Genomic DNA, 16,624 nt, shown 5'->3' with positions numbered 1-16,624 from the left:
CCCGCGAATCAGGCGGCGGGGACCGGTTCGGTCGCTTCATCCGACAGCGACAGCCGGCGGGTGGCGACCCGCCAACCGATCGCGTAGACCACCGTGGTCAGGCCACAACCGGCCAGCACGATCCACGCGTCGACGTGGTCGACCACGGCGGCCACCACCAGTTGGCTGACCGAGACAGCAAGCGTCGCCAGCATCATGTCGGTCGCGAAGACCCGGCCCCGTAGCCGGTCCGGCACCTCGCCCTGCAAGGCGAAGTTGGACAGCACCCAGTTGCCGCCACCAGCCAGGTGCGCGACGAAGACCAGCACCAGCACCAGCCAGAACCAGGGGGCCGCCGCCACCCCGACGTAGGACAGGCCGTAGCCGGTCATCGACAACGCCAGGCCGGGGAGCAGCCACGACCGGTGGCTGAGCACCCGACGCATCAGCATCGGCCCGGCCAGCGCCCCGGCGCCACGTACCGCGAAGAGCAGGCCGGTGCCGATCGCGCCGACCCCGTACAGGCCGGCGAGCAGCGGAAAGACGGTCAGCACCCCGTTGCCCAGCCCCACCGCCGACTTCACGGTGACCAGCGCGAGCACCCGGGGCCGGTGGCCGATGTAGCGCAGCGCCTCGCTGATCGCCGCCCAGGTGCGCGGGGCCGGCACCGTGTGGTCCCGAGGCACCTGCAACGGCCGCCGGATCCGCCGGGCCAGCAACGCGGCCCCGACCAGGAAGGCCGCCGCGATCCAGAAACAGGCGTACGGCCCGAACGCCGAGGTCAGCACCCCACCGAGGGACGCGCCAACCACCGTCATCGTTCCCCACGCCGAGCCGGCGATCGCATTGCCGGCGGCGAGTTCCGCCGGTTCCAGCACGTTGGGCAGCGCTGCCTGCGCGGCCGGCGAGTAGAACGCCTTCGCGACCGCTACCGCCCCGATCGCGAGCAGGGCCAGCCAGGCCGTCGCCTCGCTACGGACACCGAGCAGGAGCAGGACGCCGAGCAGGGCGGCCAGGTTGGCCACGATCATGATCTTCCGGCGGTCCATCCGGTCTGCGATAGTGCCGGTGTACGGCAGCAGCAGCGCGACGATGCCGGTGTCCAGGGCCAGCACCAGCGCGCCCCACACACCGCTGCCGGTCAACTCCGGCAACAGCACCAGCAACGGCACCATGACGAACCAGTCGGCCCCGAAGACCACCAGTTCGGCGCAGAACAGATTACGGAAGTCCCGGTTACGGGTAAGGACCGAAAACGTCGATGCCACGTACCGGAACCATACTCGGGCACCGCGACCGGGAGGGCGGCGGTCAGAGATGAACCTTGGCCTGCGCTGCCATCAACTGGGACACGGTCACGAACTCGAAACCTCGGGCCCGCAAACCGATGATCATGTCGGGTAGTCCCCGGATCGCGACCAGCCGGTCCTGCGGCCCGACATCGTGCGCGAGCAGGATCGAACCCGGCTCGGTGTGCTCCACCATGTGCCGGGCGTGCCCGACCGGATCGTCCGGGAACTTCGACTCCAGCATCTGCAACGACCACAGCACGATCCGGTAGTCCATCCGCGCCGCCGCCAGCACCGCTCCACCGCCCAGGTGTCCGTACGGCGGCCGGAGCAGAGCCGCCTCCTGTCCGGTCACCTCGGCGATCGCCTCGTGCGCGCGGGACAGGTCCCGGTACGCCTCCTCGGCGTCGACCCGAGCCATGTCCCGGTGGTTCCAGGTGTGGTTGCCCACCTCGTGCCGGCCCATCCGGCCGGTCAGCACCGACGCGTACTTGCGTACCCGCCGGCCCACGAGGAAGAAGGTGGCCGGCACGTCGTACCGCTGGAGGGTGTCCAGCACCGTGTTCGTCCAATTCGGACGGGGACCGTCGTCGAAGGTCAGTGCCACCAACTTCTGGTCGGTCGGCCCCGCCCAGGTGACCAGCACCTGCCCCGCGCCCGGATGCCGGTCCCGGCTGGCCACCGTCGCCCCTGCGGCACCGCCCCGGATCGGCAGCTTACGGTCGACGACGTGGGCCGCCTCGGCAAACGCCACCGCCCCCACCCCCGCGCCCGCCGCCACCAGCGCGGCCCGCCGCAATATGGTTCGGCGACGGGTGTTACCGCCCGGTCCGGCCTCGCCTGATCCGGTTTCGACCGGTCCGGCCTCGACCGGTCGACCGTCCCCCGGCTCGGGTCGGCGCGGCGCGGGCACCCACCCGCGCCCGGTCTGTTCCCTACCCTCGACGCTCACCATGGCCCCCCATCACCAAAGCCAACGACGTCCCGCCGACGATGACCGTCAGCGGGACGCCGTTGAGCATAGGGTGCGCCGCTACTCCGAAGGAGGCAACGGTGACCTGCGACTCTTTGGCAGACGCAGCACCTCGAACTGGTCCGTTCCGTCGACCAGCGCACCGGAGGGTGCCGGTCGGGCCTCCGCCGAGGTGGCGGCCGACACCGGTGACTCCACCCGATCCGGGCCATCGCCCGACGCCACGACCGGAGCCTGCGCACCATTCGAGGTCACAGTGGACGAAACGACCCCGGCCGGTTCCTCGGTCGTCCCGACGGGTCCGGCCGGGTCACCCGCCCCACCACCGGACCGCCGCCGCCGAATCCGCTCCTTGGTGTTCTCCACCATCGTGTAGAGCGTCGGCACCAGCACCAGCGTCAGCAGCGTCGAGCTGATCAGCCCACCGATCACGACGATCGCGAGCGGCTGGGAGATGAAGCCGCCCTCGCCGGTCAGCCCGAAGGCCATCGGCAGCAGCGCGAAGATGGTCGCGATCGCGGTCATCAGGATCGGCCGCAGTCGTCGCCGACCGCCCTCGATCACCGCCTCGCGTACCCCCATGCCCTGGTCGCGGTACTGGTTGACCAGGTCCAACAGCACGATGGCGTTGGTCACCACGATGCCGACCAGCATCAGCACGCCGATCAGCGCCGGTACGCCCAGCGGCGTGCCGGTGGCCAGCAGCAGTCCGATCGCACCGGTCGCCGCGAACGGGATGGAGACCAGCAGGATCAGCGGCTGGATCAGGCTCCGGAAGGTGGCCACCATGATCAGGAAGACGATCGCGATGGCGGCGAGTACGGCCAGCCCCAGGTCGGCGAAGGCCTCCTCCTGGTCGGCGCTGACCCCGGCCAGCGTGAAGGTGGCACCCGGCACGTCGAGCTTGTCCAGCCGCTCCTTCAATGCCTCGGTGGTCTCGCCCAGGTTGCTACCGGTGGCCGTACCGGTGACGGTGGCGCTCCGGTCGCCGTCGATCCGGGTGACCTCCAGAGGGCCCTTGACCTCGCTAATCTCGGCGATGTCGTCCAGCTTCACCGGTCCGATCGGCAACGCCCGCAGCGCCTCGACCGAGGTCGGCCCGGCACCGAGCCGCAGCACCACGTCCTGCTGCTCGTTGTCGAGCACCACCCGGCCCACCGGGCTGCCCCGGAACACCTGCGCAACGAGCTGGCCGACGGCCGCCTCGGACATGCCGACCCTCGCCGCCGCAGCCCGGTCCACCACGACCTCGATCCGGGGGGAGTTCCCGGTCAGGTTGGTGCTCACATCCGCCACGTCGGGCGTCTCTGCCATCGCCTGCTGCGCCTGCTCGGCCGCCCGGGTCAGCACCTCCGGGTCGGACGCCTGCACGACGACCGCGACCTGGTTGGTCGACCCCATGCCGGCGCCACCGCCGGCGCCGAAGCTGATCTCGCCGGCATTCAGCGCGGTCAGCTCGGTCCGCAACCGCTCGGTGAGCTGTTCCGCGTCGGCGTCCTCGGTCAGGGCGAGTGAGAAGCTCGACTTGCTGCCGCCGGACTCCCATGGCATTCCGCCGCCACCCACGGTGACCTGGTAGGTCGTCACCTCCGGCGTGCGGGCCAGCACCTCCTCGACCTTGCGGGCCGCCGCGTCGGTGGCCGCCAGGCTGGTGCCGACCGGCATCTCCTGGGAGAAGCTCAGGGTGTCCTGCCCGGACTGGTCCAGGAAGTTGGTCTTGAGCCCGGTGGAGAGCCCGAAGGTGCCGATCAGCACCAACAGGCCCAACCCGAGGGTGAGCCAGCGCCGCCGGGTGGCGAACTCGATCACCGGCAGGTAGCGGCGCTGCAACGGGTCACGCAGCTCCTTCTCCTCGGCCGCCTGGCGTACCGCCTCGGCGTCCACGCCAGTGGCCGGCTTGAGGAACCAGTAGGACAGCACCGGGATGACGGTCAGCGACACCAGCAGCGAGGCCAGCAGGGCCACCGTCACGGTGATCGCGAACGGCGCGAAGATCTGCCCGACGAAGCCGCCCACCAGGGCGATCGGGGCGAAGACCGCCACCGTGGTCAGGGTGGAGGCGGTCACCGCGCCGGCCACCTCGCGTACGCCCTTGATGATCGCTTCACGCTTGCGCTCGCCGTACCCGAGATGTCGTTTGATGTTCTCCAGTACGACGATCGAGTCGTCGACCACCCGGCCCACCGCGATGGTCAGCGCGCCGAGGGTGAGCAGGTTGAGCGAGTAGTCCCCGATCCACAGGGCCAGCAGCGCCACCACCATCGACAGCGGGATGGAGACCGCGGTGACCAGGGTGGACCGCACCGACAGCAGGAAGACCAGGATGACCAGTACCGCCATCACCAGGCCCAGCAGGCCCTCGGTGGTGAGGCTCTTGATCGACTTCTCGACGTACGGCGCCTGGTCCAGGACCACGTTGAGTTCGGCCCCGGACGCCGTACGCAGATCGGCGAGCCGGTCCCGGATGTCGTGCGAGATCTGCACCGCGTTACCGTCCGGCTTGGCGGTGACCGCGATGCCGAGGCTGTCCTTGCCGTTGGTCCGCGTGTACGAGGTCGGCGCGTCGAGCTGCTGCTCGACGGTGGCGATGTCGCCCAACCGGACCGGCGGGGCGCCGGGCGCGGTCAGATAGATACCGCGCAGCTCGTCCAGCGTCTCGATCCGGCTGCCGACCTGCACGGTCAGGCTCCGCTCCGGACCGGTCAGCGTGCCGGCCGGGATGGAGACCCCGTTGGCCTGCAACGCACCGGCAATCGCGGTCGGTTGGACCTTGGCCTTGGCCAGCTTCACCGGGTCCGGGGTGATGACCACGCTCTGGTCCCGCGCCCCGGTCACCTCGACGGTACGGACGCCGTCGATGGCCTCCAGTTCGGGTACGACCGCGTTGCGCAACTTGTCGGCCAGCGCCCGCTCGTCCCCGCCACCGCCGGCCGCCAGGATCACCGCAGGCAGGTCGTCGGTGGTGCCGGTGAGCACCGTCGGTTCGACACCTTCGGGCAGCTGACTCGCGATGCGACCAAGCGCGGTCTGCATCTTGTTGACCGCGGCGTCGATGTCGGTACCGAACTCGTACTCCACCTGGATGGTCGCCACGCCCTCACGGGAGGTCGAGGTGACCTTGTTGAGTCCGGCGATCCCCTGGATGCTGTTCTCGATCGGTTCGGTGACCTGCGCCTCGACGATCTCCGGTGCGGCACCCGGATAGGCGGCGATGACGAACGCGCCGGGATACTCCAGCGACGGTAGGAGTTGTTGCTTCAGCGATGGGACGGCGAACAGTCCGAACCCCGTAAGCACCACCGCGATGAGGGCGACCAGGCCTCGGTTGGCGAGACTGAATCTGGCAAGCAACGACATGATCGGGCTTCCTCCCGGGGAAGCTAGTTAAGAGACCACCCCGACAGCGGGCGGCGAGACTCGGCGACAAATACTGCCCGATCCGGGCAACTGATTCGGGAGCGGGGGACACAGCCCCTGCACCGGGGGCGGTGGGCGTGATTGTCCCAGCCCAGCGCGCCCGTCGAGGTAAGGCTCCTCAGCCCACTCTCAGTGATCGGATGTTAGGAAGGGCCCCTTCCTGGCGCCCTTGAGTTCTAGTGGTGGTTGCAACACCTGATCTGTTCAGGAGTTGCAGTGTTCGAGATCCGTAAGGACCGGGCGCCTCAGGGCCGGAAGAAGTTGCATGCTGAGCGTCAGGCTTATCTTGATCTTGTGGCGCAGGGTGTAGGTACCGCACAGGCGTGTCGGATCGTCGGGGTCAACCGGCGTACTGGCCATCGTTGGCGGCACGGGCGGAAGTCCCGGGCCGGGCAGGAGGCGCAACCTCCTGCCCGGCCCGGGACTTCCTCCGGTCGGTTTCTGTCCGTGGACGACCGGATCCTGATCGCTGACCTGCGGCGCGAGGGCAGGTCGCTTCGGTCGATCGCAGCCGAGGTGGGGCGGGATCCGTCCACGATCAGCCGTGAACTGCGCCGTAATGCCCATCCCGGGACAGGGGACTACCGCCCTCACGCGGCTCAGGCACGGGCCGAACAGCGGCGCCCACGGCCGAAGACGGGCAAGCTCGCCGCGAACCCGCGGCTACGCCAGGCAGTGCAGGACGGCTTGGACCGTAAGTGGAGCCCGGAACAGATCGTGCAACGGTTGCGGCGAGACTTCCCCGACCAGCCAGGGATGCACGTGACCCACGAAACGATCTACCAGGCGCTCTACGTGCAGGGACGCGGTGAGCTACGCCGCGAGCTGACTCGGGCGCTGCGTACCGGCCGCGCGGTCCGCCGCCCGCGCCGCCAACCCGGACAACGTCAGCCTCGCTTCACCGCGCCCATGGTGATGATCAGCGACCGGCCCGCCGAAGCCGACGACCGGGCCGTGCCCGGCCACTGGGAAGGCGACCTCATCATCGGTAAGGACAGCGCCTCGGCCATCGGCACCCTGGTGGAACGCGCTACCCGCTACGTCCTGTTGGTGCACCTGGGTCGCGGTCGTACCGCTGAGCGTGTCCGTGACGCGCTGCAGGCCACCGTCGCCACCCTGCCGGCCCACCTCAAACGATCCCTGACCTGGGACCAAGGCACCGAAATGGCCCTGCACCACCAGTTCAGCACCGCTGCGGACATTCCCGTCTACTTCTGTGATCCACACTCGCCCTGGCAACGCGGCTCCAACGAGAACACCAACGGTCTGCTTCGCCAGTACTTCCCCAAAGGCACCGACCTCGCCGTCCACGCCCCGGAGCACCTCGCCGCCGTCGCCGCCGAACTCAACGGCCGACCACGCAAAACACTCGGCTGGGACACCCCAGCCGAGCGCATCGCTAAGCTTCTGACCGAAGCCAGTTGATCACCTGTGTTGCAACGACCCCTGGAATCCGCCGCCTTTCCCGACCGGAAGGGACCCTTCCCCACACTCAGGCGAGGTCGAGTGCGCGGGCGGCGGCCAGTACGTCGTTCTTGATGGTGGTCGGCGCGGGTGCGGTGGAGATCGCCCACTCCGGATCCTTGAGGCCGTGCCCGGTGACGGTGCAGACCACGGTCGAGCCACGCGGCACCCGGCCCGCCTCGGCCTGCTGCAACAGGCCGGCCACGCTGGCCGCGCTGCCCAACTCCACGAAGACGCCGACCTGCCGGGCCAACAGCCGGTACGCGCTGAGGATCTCCCGGTCGGTCACGGCCGCGATCAGCCCGCCCGAGGCGTCCCGCGCATCCAGTGCCTTGGTCCAGCTCGCCGGGTTGCCGATCCGGATCGCGGTGGCGATCGTGGACGGCTCCCGTACCGCCGCGCCGTTGACGATCGGCGCGGCCCCGGCCGCCTGGAAGCCGTACATCTTCGGGGTCTTCCCGGCGTTGCCCGCCGCCGCGTCCTCCTGGTAGCCCAGCCAGTACGCGGCGATGTTGCCGGCGTTGCCGACCGGCAGGCAGTGGATGTCCGGGGCGTCGCCCAGCGCCTCGACGATCTCGAACGCTGCGGTCTTCTGACCGTGCAACCGGTCGATGTTGACCGAGTTGACCAACGCCACCGGGTAGTCCACAGAAAGCTTGGAGGCCAGCGCCAGGCAGTCGTCGAAGTTACCGCTGACCTGCAACAGCTTCGCCCCGTGCACCAGGGCCTGGGCCAGCTTGCCCAGCGCGATCTTGCCCTGCGGTACCAGGACCGCACAGGTGATCCCGGCCCGGGCCGCGTACGCGGCGGCCGAGGCGCTGGTGTTGCCGGTGGACGCGCAGATAATTGCCTTGTTGCCGGCCTCGATCGCCTTGGAGACCGCCAGGGTCATCCCCCGGTCCTTGAACGACCCGGTCGGGTTGGCCCCCTCCACCTTGAGGTAGACGTCAGCACCGATCCGCGAGGAGAGCGCGGGGGCCGGCAGCAGCGGCGTGTTCCCCTCGTTCAGCGTGACGACCGGCGTGGACTCGGTGACCGGCAGCCGATCCCGGTACGCCTCGATCAAACCACGCCACATCTCGATCTCCTTGCCTGCTCACGCCTGCTCGGGCGGGTTACCAGCCTGCCCCAGCGTGACCGGTCGGCCGGCGGCGCACCCGCGATTAACCACCTGTCGGGATGCTCCCATCTGCGCCACCACACGGGCACACCGCCCCAGCGCACAGCCCATCACCGCCCCGGCGGGCTCCGGCAACGGCAACCAGGTCAGAGGCTGCCCTCCACCCGCAGCACACTGGCGATCGATCCGACGATGTCCAGACCGCGCAGTTCCTCGACGGTGGCGGCCAGCGCGGCGTCCGGAGCGGCGTGCGTGACGATCACCAGGACCGCGTCGTCACCCCGACCGGCCGGACCCCCCGCTGCCGGCGCCTGCCGCACCGTGGCGATCGACACGCCGTGCCGAGCGAAGACACCGGCCACCCCGGCCAGCACACCCGGCCGGTCGGCCACGTCGAGGCTGATGTGGTAGCGGGTGACCGCCTCGCCGATCGGTCGCACCGGCAGCGCCGCGTACGCCGACTCGCTGGCCGCCCGTACCCCGGCGAGCCGGTTACGGGCCACCGCCACCACGTCGCCGAGCACCGCGCTCGCGGTCGGCGACCCGCCCGCGCCCCGGCCGTAGAACATGAGCTGCCCGGCGGCCTCCGCCTCCACGAAGACCGCGTTGAACGCGTCACCGACGCTGGCCAGCGGATGGCTCAGCGGGATCATCGCCGGATGCACCCGGACGCTGACCGACTCGGTGCCGGTGGAGTCCAGGCCACGCGCGGCGATGCAGAGCAGCTTGATGGTGCAGCCCATCGCCTTGGCACTGGCCACGTCGGCGGCGGTGACCTCGGTGATGCCCTCCCGGTAGACGTCGGCGGCCCCCACCCGGCTGTGGAAGGCCAGCGACGCCAGGATCGCCGCCTTCGCGGCGGCGTCGAAGCCCTCCACGTCGGCGGTCGGGTCGGCCTCGGCGTAGCCCAGCTCGGTGGCCTCGTCCAGCGCCTCGGCGAAACCGGCCCCGGTGGCGTCCATCGCGGAAAGGATGAAGTTGGTGGTGCCGTTGACGATGCCGGTGACCCGGGTGATCGTGTCGCCGTGCAGCGACTCGCGCAGCGGACGCAGCAGCGGGATCGCCCCGGCCACCGCCGCCTCGTAGTAGAGGTCCGCACCGCCGTCGAGCGCCGCGTCGTGCAGCGTGCCGCCGTCCTCGGCGAGCAGCGCCTTGTTGGCGGTGACCACGCTCTTGCCGGCCCGCAGCGCCTCGACCAGCCAGGTCCGGGCCGGCTCGATACCGCCGACCACCTCGACGACCACGTCGACGTCGTCCCGCTTCACCAGGCTCAGGGCGTCGGTGGTGAACAGCGACGGGTCCACCGGTAGCGGTCCCCGGTCCCGGCCCAGCCGGCGTACGGCGATGCCGGCGATCTCCAACGGAGCGCCGATCCGGGCGGCCAGGTCGGTGGCCTGCTCGTGCAGCAGGCGGACCACCTCGGCACCGACCGTGCCGCATCCCAACAGCGCCAGCCGCACAGCTCTTGTCATCGGATTCCTTCCGTGGATGCTCCGGCCTTTATGCCGGAAAGGAAACGGAACTCCTGCGGTGCAGGGCAGGGATAGCCGATTCGCCGCCAAGGCGGATAGGCGTCTGCCCGCGCGTCACCACAAGGTTCACCGGTAAGCGGTCCAGCGTGTGAGTGGTGTCCAGGACTGTGAAGCGGGCGTTCAAGTACCGCTTCTACCCGACCGAGGCGCAGGCGGCGGAGTTGTCGTGCACGTTCGGTTGCGTCCGGAAGGTCTACAACATGGCGTTGCAGGCCCGCACCGAGGCATGGGCACTGCGGCAGGAACGGATCAACTACAACGCCACCAGCGCGATGCTCACTGCGTGGAAGAAGACCGAGGAGTTGGCGTTCCTCAACGAGGTCTCCTCCGTGCCGTTGCAGCAGGCCCTGCGGCACCTGCAAACCGCGTTCACCAACTTTTTCGCCAACCGCACCCGGTACCCGAGCTTCAAGTCCAGGAAGAAGTCCCGCAAGTCGGCCGAGTACACCACCAGCGCGTTCCGCTACCACAGCGACGGGCGGCTGACCCTGGCGAAGATGGCTGAACCCCTCGACGTCGTGTGGTCGCGGCCGTTGCCCGAGGGGGTATCGCCGTCGACCGTGACGGTGTCGCAGGACGCCGCTGGACGCTGGTTCGTAGCCCTGCTGTGCGACGACGTGATCGCCCAGACGGCCGCCACCGGCCAGGTCGGGATCGACGTCGGGCTCGACAGCCTGCTCACCCTCTCCACCGGGGAGAAGATCACCAACCCGCGCCATGAACGTGCCGACCGGGCCCGGCTCGCCCGCGCCCAGCGCCGGCTCGCCCGCAAGCAGAAAGGGTCGATCAACCGGGCCAAGGCCCGGCTGAAGGTAGCCCGTGTTCACGCCCGGATCATCGACCGCAGGCGGGATCACCTGCACAAACTGACTACTCGGCTCGTTCGTGAGAACTGTGAGTATGGGTGGGTGCTGTCCCGGGCCGTGGTCTGACTCGCGCGAAAACTGGCCGTGGTGCCTTGGTTTGGATCTGTCGATCGCGGTTCGGGATGGTGCGTGCTGACACCGGCCCGGTGGAACGTGTCCCGATAGGGGCCTTGCCGTGAACAAGGCACCGTCACAGTTTTGACCGCTCCGACCGGTCCGGCGTTGGCCGTTTATGCCCCCGAGCGGATCAGGAGCCCCTCGACCATGTCCAGCATGCTCCAACCCGATCCTGTCGGTGCGCCCGACGCCGGCGACATCGTGATCGGTGTGGATACCCACAAAGACGTACACGTGGTGGTGGTCCTGACCGTCACCGGTGTACTGCTCGGCAGCAACAGCTTTCCCACGACCGCGGCCGGCTACCGGCAGCTGCTCACGTGGGCCCGCAGTTATGGTGACCTCCGCCGCGCCGGGGTGGAATGCACCGGCTCCTACGGCGCCGCCTTGACCCGCTACATGCTCAGCCAGGGCATCACCGTCATCGAGGTCGCCTACCCCGACAAGGCCACGCGCCGGCGTCGCGGCAAGACCGACGTCATCGACGCGGAAAGCGCCGCACGAGCGGTGATCAGCGGTAGCGCGAGCGCCATGGCGAAGACCACGGACGGGCCGGCTGAGATGATCCGCATGTTCAAACTGGCCAAGAACTCCGCGTTGAAGGCCCGTACCCAGGCGATCAACCAACTCAAGGCCGTCCTGGTCGGCACCGACCCGGCATTGCGGGAATCGATGGCCGGTCTCGGTCCGAAGACACTGCTGCGCCGCTGCGCCGCCCTGGCCATCGACGCCGCACCCACCGACACCGCTGGCGCCGCCGCCTACACCCTGCGCCTTCTCGCCCGTCGGATCCTCACACTCACCGAGGAGATCGACGAGCTGCAGAAATGCCTCGCCGCAGTGATCACACACCATCATCCGCAGTTGCTCGAACGGTCCGGGGTCGGGCCCGACAACGCCGCGACCCTGCTCATCACCGCCGGAGACAACCCCCAACGGCTGCGCAGCGAACGATCCTTCGCCGCGCTCTGCGGAGCCAGCCCCGTTGACGCTTCGTCCGGCAGAACCAGCCGTCGGCGCCTCAACCGCGGCGGCGACCGGCAAGCCAACGCCGCTCTCTACCGCATCGTCCTGTCCCGCCTGCACACCGATCCCGAGACCCGCGCCTACCGCGACCGCCGTCTCAGCGAAGGCAAAACCAAACGCGAGATCATCCGCTGCCTCAAACGCTACGTCGCCCGAGAGATCTATACCCTGCTCCAACCCACACCAGCATGACCCCTTGACGAACATAGGGGCATCCAAACGATCGTGATCGAGGACCTGACCGTGCGCAACATGGTCAGAAACCACACCCTCGCAAGGGCGATCAGCGACGCGGCCTGGCGACAGTTTCGCACTCTGCTCGAATACAAAGCCGACTGGTACGGCCGGAACCTGGTCGTGGTGGACCGATGGTTCCCGTCGTCGAAACTGTGCTCGACGTGTGGTGCGCGCGCTGAACGGATGCCGCTTGACGTACGGTCGTGGACCTGCCGATGCGGCAGCGTCCATGATCGGGATGTCAACGCGGCCCGCAACATTCTGGCGGAGGGGCTCTCCGTTACCGCCTGTGGAGCCGGTGTAAGACCCCAACGGGCGCACGCCCGAACGAGGCAGTCGGTGTCGAAGCAGGAAAACCCAAGGGCGGCCAAGGGAATCCCCGCCCGTTAAGGCGGTGGAGAATGTCAACCCACATCCAATGCCAGCAGATCGTCTTCGGTCTCCCGCCGGACGATCACGCGTGCCTGACCGTCCCGGACCGCCACGACCGGCGGCCTCGGCACATGGTTGTAGTTGCTGGCCATGCTCCGGCAGTAGGCACCCGTACCGGGCACGGCAAGAAGATCTCCGGGCCGCACGTCAGCGGGCAGGAATTCATCCTTCACTACGATGTCCCCGGACTCGCAATGCTTTCCCACCACCCGGGCAAGGATCGGCGGGGCCGACGAGCTGCGGGAGGCCACCGTCGCCGAGTACGACGCGTCGTAGAGCGCGGTGCGGATGTTGTCGCTCATCCCGCCGTCCACGCTGACGTAGGTGCGGATGCCGTCGACGTCCTTGACCGTGCCGACCTCGTAGAGGGTGAAGACGGCCGGTCCGATGATCGCCCGCCCCGGCTCGATGGAGAGGTGCGGTACGGCGAGCTGGGCCGCCGCACACTCGCTACTCACGATCTTGTTGAGCCGCTTGCTCAGGTCGTGCGGCGGGGACGGGTCGTCCTGCGTCGTGTACGCGATGCCGAAACCGCCGCCCAGGTCCAGCTCGGGCAGCTCGACCCCGCGTGCGTCCCGGATCTGGGCCTGTAGATCCAGCACCCGACGGGCGGACACCTCGAAGCCGCTGGTGTCGAAGATCTGCGAGCCGATGTGCGAGTGCAACCCCCGCAGCTCCAGCACGTCCTCGTCGAGAATCTTGAACGCGGCCTGAAGGGCGGCTCCCCCGGCCAGCGAGAAGCCGAACTTCTGGTCCTCGTGCGCGGTGGCGATGAACTCGTGGGTGTGCGCCTCGACGCCGACGGTGACCCGGATCAGCACCCGGGGCCGTACCGACCGTTGCCGGGCCAACGCGGTCAACCGGTCGATCTCGTCGAACGAGTCGACGATGATCCGGCCCACCCCGGCGTCCAGCGCCCGGGTCAGCTCGGCGACCGACTTGTTGTTGCCGTGGAAGCCGATCCGCTCCGGAGGCATGTCGGCGGCCAGGGCCACCGCCAGTTCACCGCCGGAGCAGACGTCCAGATACAGCCCCTCCTCTGCGATGATGCGCACCACCGCGCGGCACAAGAACGCCTTGCCCGCGTAGTAGATGTCCTCGTCCGGGAAGGCCGCCCGGAACTCCCGACACCGGGCGCGCAGGTCCTCCTCGTCCAGGACGTACGCCGGGGTGTCGAACCGCTCGGCCAACTCGCGGACGCCAAGGTCGCCGACGGTGAGCGCGCCGTCGGCGTCCCGCGCCACGCTGCGCGGCCACAGTTGCGGCACGAGGGCGTTGACGTCGACCGGGGTACGCAGCCACGCCGGCCCTCGGCTGCCGATGTCGCCATGCAGCGCACCGGCCTCATGTGCCCGCATTACCTACCTCCGCTTCGCGACTGCGGGGCTCGCAAGCTCGCTCCTCGCGCTCGCATTACCTACCTCCGCTTCGCGACTGCGGGGCTCGCAGGCTCTCCTCGCATTCCGGCGCCAGCGCGTCCCACGCGGCCGGCCCCGAAACGCTCGCTCCTCGCGCTCGCATTGGCGACTACATCCTTTCCGGGGCGGAGACGCCGAGCAGGTCGAGGCCGTTAGCTATGACCGTCCGGGCCGCCTCGACCAGCCACAGCCGGGCCCGGGTCAGGTCGGTCGCCGGCTCGTCGCCCTGCGGCAGCACCCGGCAGGCGTCGTAGAACCGGTGGTAGGTGCCGGCCAACTCCTCCAGGTAGCGAGCGATCCGGTGCGGCTCGCGCAGCTCGGCGGCGGTGGCGACCACCGTGGGGAACTCACCGATGCTCTTGAGAAGGTCGTTCTCCTTGGGGTGGTCGAGCAGCCCCGGGTCGAAGTCTTCGCCGCGGCTGACCCCCAGCTCGGCGGCGTTGCGCAGCATCGAGGCGATCCGGGCGTGCGCATACTGCACGTAGAAGACCGGGTTGTCGTTGGACCGCCGGGTGATCACCTCGATGTCGAGGGTCAGCGGCGAGTCGGTGGAGGACCGGGCCAGCGAGTAGCGGGCCGCGTCCACGCCGACCGCTTCGACGATCTCGTCCAGCAGGATGATGTTGCCGGCCCGCTTGGAGAGCCGTACCGGCTGCCCCTCCCGGACCAGGCTCACCAGCTGGCCGATCAGGATCTCGATGTTGAAGTCCGGGTCGTCCCCGGCGCAGGCGGCGATGGCCCGCAGCCTGTTGATGTAACCGTGGTGGTCGGCACCGAGCAGGTAGACGCACTTGTCGAAGCCGCGCTCCCGCTTGTTGACGTAGTAGGCCGAGTCGGCCGCGAAGTAGGTCCAGTCCCCGTCGGCCTTGCGCAGCACCCGGTCCTTGTCGTCCCCGAACTCGGTGGTGCGCAGCCAGATCGCCCCGCCCTCCTCGTAGACGTGGCCCTGCTTGCGCAGTGTGTCGAGGGCGTGGTCGACCGCCCCGCCCGCGTGCAGGTCCCGCTCGGAGAACCACACGTCGAAGTGCACGCCGAAGCGGCCCAGGCTGGCCCGGATCTCCTCCAGCATCAGCCGGTAGCCCTCGTCCCGGAACAGCGTCCGGGCCTCCTCCTCGGGCAGTGCGAGCGCGTCCGGGTGGTCGGCGAGCAGCCGCTGGGCGATGTCGGTGATGTACTCACCGGCGTACCCACCCTCCGGGGTCGCCTCCCCCTTAGCCGCTGCCAGCACGGAGCGGCCGAACAGGTCCATCTGCACGCCGGCGTCGTTGATGTAGTACTCGCTGGTCACCGTCGCCCCGGCGGCGGTGAGGATGCGGCGCAGCGAATCGCCGACCGCGGCCCACCGGGTGTGCCCCAGGTGGATCGGGCCGGTCGGGTTGGCCGAGACGAACTCCAGGTTCACCTTCTGGCCGGTGAGGTGCTCACTGCGCCCGTACGCCGGACCGGCCTCGACCACGACTCGGGCAAGCTGCCCGGCGGCGGCGGCCTCCAACCGGATGTTGAGGAAGCCCGGTCCGGCGATCTCCACCGACTTGATCCCGGGCGCCTGACCGAGCTTGTCCGCGAGGGCGGTGGCCAGCTCCCGTGGCGGTACCCCCGCCCGCTTGGCGAGCTGCATGGCCAGCGTGGAGGCGTAGTCGCCGTGCTCCGGATTGCGCGGTCGCTCCAGGGCCGTCGTCTCCGGCAGAATGTTGTGATCCAGCCCACGGTCGGCAAAGACGACGTGGGCAGCGGAGAGGACGACCTCGGCGAGTTTGGCAGGAGTCACCGAAACATGTTACCGGGGGTAGACTCGGTCACTCGGCGGCGACCCTGCGCGTACCCGACCCGCCACCCCCCGACCGACCGACCTGGCGAGGCACCATGAGCATAAGCACTCCGAGTGGCAATCAGCGCCGACCGTCCGTGGTCAGCACCGGTAAGAAACCGGCGGCCGGCGGCAAGAAGCCACCCGCTGGTGACAAGACCACCTCGGGCGGCAAGGCCGCTGATGTCAAGTCGACGTCCGCCGGCAAGCCGGCGGCCACCAAGTCCGCTCCCGCGAAGAAGCCGGGCGGCGACACCCGCCCGACCAGCGGCGGCAAGGGTCCACGCAAGCCGATCGCACCGGTCAAGGTCAGCCAGGGCCGGTCCTGGGGCCCGATCGCGCTCTTCGTGGCGGTCGGCGTGCTCGCGGCCGGGATCATCGGCTACGGCGCCTGGGCGGCCTTCAAGGGTGCCCGGTCGTGGGAGGACCGCGCCGCGGACATCGCCGGCATCGTCAACTTCCGCGACCACGCTGACAAGTCGATCACCTCACAGGAGCACGCCTGGGGGGCGTTGACCTATGCGGTCAGCCCGCCGGTCGGCGGCAAGCACAACTTCAACTGGCAGAACTGCATGGGCGACGTCTACGCCGCGCCGATCGCCAACGAGCACGCGGTGCACAGCATGGAGCACGGCGCGGTCTGGATCACCTACCGCTCCGACCTGCCCGCCGACCAGGTTTCGGCGCTGGCCGAGAAGGTACGCGGCAACGAGTACATGATGATGAGCCCGGTCGACGGGCTGGACTCGCCGATCTCGCTACAGGCCTGGGGCTACCAGCTCAAGGTCGACAAGGCCGATGACAGCCGGGTGGACGAGTTCATCAAGGCGCTGCGGCAGAACGCCAACGTCGAGCCGGGCGCGACCTGCGGCCGGGGCATCACCGCCACCGGCACCACGCCACGCGACCTGGGCAAGGACCAGCCGCAGCAGCCGATGCAGTAGTTG

12 protein-coding genes are annotated in these 16,624 nt (G+C 69.3%); 5 read left to right on the top strand and 7 right to left on the bottom strand.

Annotated features, from left to right (window positions below; all coding sequences use genetic code 11):
• Positions 1-8: 8 nt before the first annotated feature.
• From FHR38_RS19925 to FHR38_RS19915, 3 genes are all read right to left on the bottom strand, one after another.
• Positions 9-1,247, bottom strand: coding sequence for an MFS transporter (locus FHR38_RS19925; RefSeq protein WP_184536095.1), 1,239 nt, complete (start codon positions 1,245-1,247; stop codon positions 9-11).
• A gap of 43 nt (positions 1,248-1,290) precedes the next feature.
• Positions 1,291-2,223 (bottom strand): polysaccharide deacetylase family protein, encoded by a 933-nt coding sequence (locus FHR38_RS19920; RefSeq protein WP_184536094.1) that lies wholly within the window; start codon positions 2,221-2,223, stop codon positions 1,291-1,293.
• A gap of 78 nt (positions 2,224-2,301) precedes the next feature.
• Positions 2,302-5,598 carry an efflux RND transporter permease subunit gene (locus FHR38_RS19915; protein ID WP_184536093.1) on the bottom strand — a complete coding sequence of 1,099 codons (3,297 nt, stop codon included), beginning with the start codon at positions 5,596-5,598 and terminating at the stop codon, positions 2,302-2,304.
• 276 nt (positions 5,599-5,874) lie between these two features.
• On the opposite strand from FHR38_RS19915, the gene FHR38_RS19910 reads away from it, so the two are divergent.
• Positions 5,875-7,083, top strand: coding sequence for an IS30 family transposase (locus FHR38_RS19910; RefSeq protein ID WP_376771391.1), 1,209 nt, complete (start codon positions 5,875-5,877; stop codon positions 7,081-7,083).
• Positions 7,084-7,150: 67 nt separating this feature from the next.
• On the opposite strand, the gene thrC is transcribed toward FHR38_RS19910, so the two are convergent.
• Both thrC and FHR38_RS19900 read right to left on the bottom strand, forming a co-directional pair.
• Entirely contained in the window at positions 7,151-8,200 is a 1,050-nt protein-coding gene (thrC, locus tag FHR38_RS19905; protein WP_184536092.1) for a threonine synthase, read from the bottom strand.
• A 188-nt stretch (positions 8,201-8,388) separates the two neighbouring features.
• Positions 8,389-9,702, bottom strand: a complete 1,314-nt coding sequence (locus FHR38_RS19900; protein ID WP_184539947.1) for a homoserine dehydrogenase — start codon at positions 9,700-9,702, stop codon at positions 8,389-8,391.
• 167 nt (positions 9,703-9,869) lie between these two features.
• On the opposite strand from FHR38_RS19900, the gene FHR38_RS19895 reads away from it, so the two are divergent.
• The 3 genes from FHR38_RS19895 to FHR38_RS19885 all read left to right on the top strand — a co-directional run bounded on the left by FHR38_RS19895 (position 9,870) and on the right by FHR38_RS19885 (position 12,410).
• Positions 9,870-10,706 carry an RNA-guided endonuclease InsQ/TnpB family protein gene (locus FHR38_RS19895; RefSeq protein WP_221449096.1) on the top strand — a complete coding sequence of 279 codons (837 nt, stop codon included), beginning with the start codon at positions 9,870-9,872 and terminating at the stop codon, positions 10,704-10,706.
• A 198-nt stretch (positions 10,707-10,904) separates the two neighbouring features.
• The gene (locus FHR38_RS19890; protein WP_184536090.1) at positions 10,905-11,975 is read left to right on the top strand and encodes an IS110 family RNA-guided transposase; all 1,071 of its coding nucleotides are present in this window, start codon (positions 10,905-10,907) and stop codon (positions 11,973-11,975) included.
• Positions 11,976-12,008: 33 nt separating this feature from the next.
• Positions 12,009-12,410 (top strand): RNA-guided endonuclease TnpB family protein, encoded by a 402-nt coding sequence (locus tag FHR38_RS19885; RefSeq protein ID WP_221449095.1) that lies wholly within the window; start codon positions 12,009-12,011, stop codon positions 12,408-12,410.
• 14 nt (positions 12,411-12,424) lie between these two features.
• Here the strand turns inward: FHR38_RS19885 and lysA are convergent, their stop codons facing one another.
• Together lysA and argS are read right to left on the bottom strand one after the other, a co-directional pair.
• Positions 12,425-13,810 (bottom strand): diaminopimelate decarboxylase, encoded by a 1,386-nt coding sequence (gene lysA, locus FHR38_RS19880; RefSeq protein ID WP_184536089.1) that lies wholly within the window; start codon positions 13,808-13,810, stop codon positions 12,425-12,427.
• Positions 13,811-13,979: 169 nt separating this feature from the next.
• Complete coding sequence (gene argS / locus FHR38_RS19875; protein WP_184536088.1) at positions 13,980-15,638, bottom strand: arginine--tRNA ligase; 1,659 nt, start codon at positions 15,636-15,638, stop codon at positions 13,980-13,982.
• Between the two features lie 95 nt (positions 15,639-15,733).
• Here argS and FHR38_RS19870 point away from each other — a divergent pair, with 95 nt between their 5' ends.
• On the top strand, positions 15,734-16,621 hold the full coding sequence (locus FHR38_RS19870) for a thioredoxin-like domain-containing protein (protein ID WP_184536087.1): 888 nt from the start codon (positions 15,734-15,736) through the stop codon (positions 16,619-16,621).
• The last annotated feature ends 3 nt before the right edge of the window (positions 16,622-16,624 follow it).

This window comes from Micromonospora polyrhachis (genome assembly GCF_014203835.1).
GTDB classification, from domain to species: domain Bacteria; phylum Actinomycetota; class Actinomycetes; order Mycobacteriales; family Micromonosporaceae; genus Micromonospora_H; species Micromonospora_H polyrhachis.
This window is presented reverse-complemented; position numbering and strand designations above follow the sequence as displayed.